Annotated in this window: 1 tRNA gene; it reads left to right on the plus strand. The window is 55.2% G+C overall.

Features of this window, described 5'->3' with window-relative positions:
- Positions 1 to 273 precede the first annotated feature (273 nt).
- Positions 274 to 347, plus strand: a tRNA-Gly gene (locus tag FOY53_RS22525).
- Positions 348 to 1907: the final 1560 nt, after the last annotated feature.

The following is a 1907-nucleotide window of genomic DNA, read 5'->3' on the forward strand; positions in this document are numbered from 1 at the left end:
GGCCTACGCGCGCCAAATCTCGCGAGGTATTCAACGCCGCGAACCGGCCGAGTTTTTCAACGGAATAGGCGTGAAGCCGACTTTCGTGCAGGGCGCAGCGAAGGGCTCCTCCCGTCCTTCGGCACGCTGACAGATCGAGGCTGGAACCCGGACCGAACACTACGTTTCGGCTGTTCGCTACCCTGTGAAGGACTTGGTAACTCGGTTTTCACTTGGCACAATCAGCCACCGCTTGACGTCAGAACTGCGCTGAAATAAAGAAGGTCGAGCCGAGCGGGCGTTGTGTAATGGTAAGACCCTTGCCTTCCAAGCAAGAGACGCGGGTTCGATTCCCGCCGCCCGCTCCAAAAACTTCCCCCGACAAATGGCCTACAAAGAATAGACCAACAGTGGGGTAAGCCTCTGATAATTTGACAGAAAAACTGATTTCGACGCAAGCCTTCCAAGCAGGAGACGCGGGTTCGATTCCCTCCGCCCAATCCAGGTTCCCGGATATCCTGCCCGTGAAGGGGCTTTGATGCGCAAACTGGGTCAACATTGGCTTCAGGTGTCCCCGGGGGATATTTTCTCCAGGTTCTGGGGCGGTGTTGCCAGCAGCGGTGTCACGCCGAAATGCGGATCAGGAATTGCGCCACTGCCGGTCGCGGTCCGTTTGCATCCGGCGCGGTTCCGGCGGCGTCACAAACTCCGGTTTGCTCCCAACGCGGCCCCGGCGGTGTGATGCGGTTCATTGTGACCATGAGGCACGGGAGATGTCGACATCCAGTGTTTTGACGAAGGTGTGACTTTTGGGCGTGTCATTCAATGATCCGCCGCTTTTGTTCTTGATATACAAGATCTTGCTTGGAGATTGGAGGCGGGTACCGCTACCATATAACATTGATTTCAAATGGAAATCCGACACGTCTGCCCACGAAAGTACCCACATTCCCGATGGGACCTATGCTATTTTCGCCTCTGTTGCCGCGCCGCAACTGGTTTGCCTGCCCACAAGATGGACTACTGCCCATTTCCTGTTAGGTGCAGGCGCTGGGCTGTAGGCGATCATCGCATCCTGCAGATCTTCTCCAGTCTTACTGCGACAAAATTTTGATTGCGCGAGGAAGGGGGTTCCATGCCCCCACCTGCCGCCGATCTCCGGCGGACTTTCAACGCATGGTGTATTCGATAGCCACGAAAGTGCCCGCCTGAACATTGGTCCGCGCAGCCTGCGCGAGAGAGTTGCAGTATTGGGAGGAAGGACCCAAAGCTACACAGCCCGATCATTGTATCTAATAGCACTGCGGGTTCGAATCTTGTTCTCTCCGCCATTATCCCCATTGCGAACCAGTGACTCCGCCCTGACGAACACATATTTTTCCGTGTTATCCAAGGGGTTTGCGGGAACCGACTGAACCTCATAGATGCGCCACCACTCCAAAGTTGGGCTCAGAATGGCCCTCAGTCTCAGTTTGGGCGAACCTCACCCGTTTCGGTTCGGTCTCGTTTTCTCGTTACCTTTCAATGCCCTGCTACCGAACTCCGCCAAAACCCAAGCGCGCGATCCGAACGACATCGATAGCTACATAGACGGAACACGCGGTAGGCGCGTTGCTCGGGAAGGCAGCGTAAATCGGCGGATTGCTTGGGTAGGTTCGCAACCCGTTTCCCCTCGAAAAGCAAGCAAAATTTGAAATGGATTGGCAGCCGGTGCGCGGAAGGAGTTGCCAGCTGCGCAAGGTTGGCGCTGAGGTTCCTCTGCTAGGTAATCCTCCCCAAAACTAAGGGGCTGCGTAAGTAGAATTTTCTCGGCAAGATATCTGAGGAGATTCTGATGAAGATGACGATATTTAACACGCTGCTGAAAAACCCCGCGCTGGACGCGGGATTTAGGACATGATTCACTTTTCCTGATGGTTTGCCGGAGG

Source organism: Puniceibacterium confluentis, from assembly GCF_007923445.1.
GTDB lineage: Bacteria > Pseudomonadota > Alphaproteobacteria > Rhodobacterales > Rhodobacteraceae > Puniceibacterium > Puniceibacterium confluentis.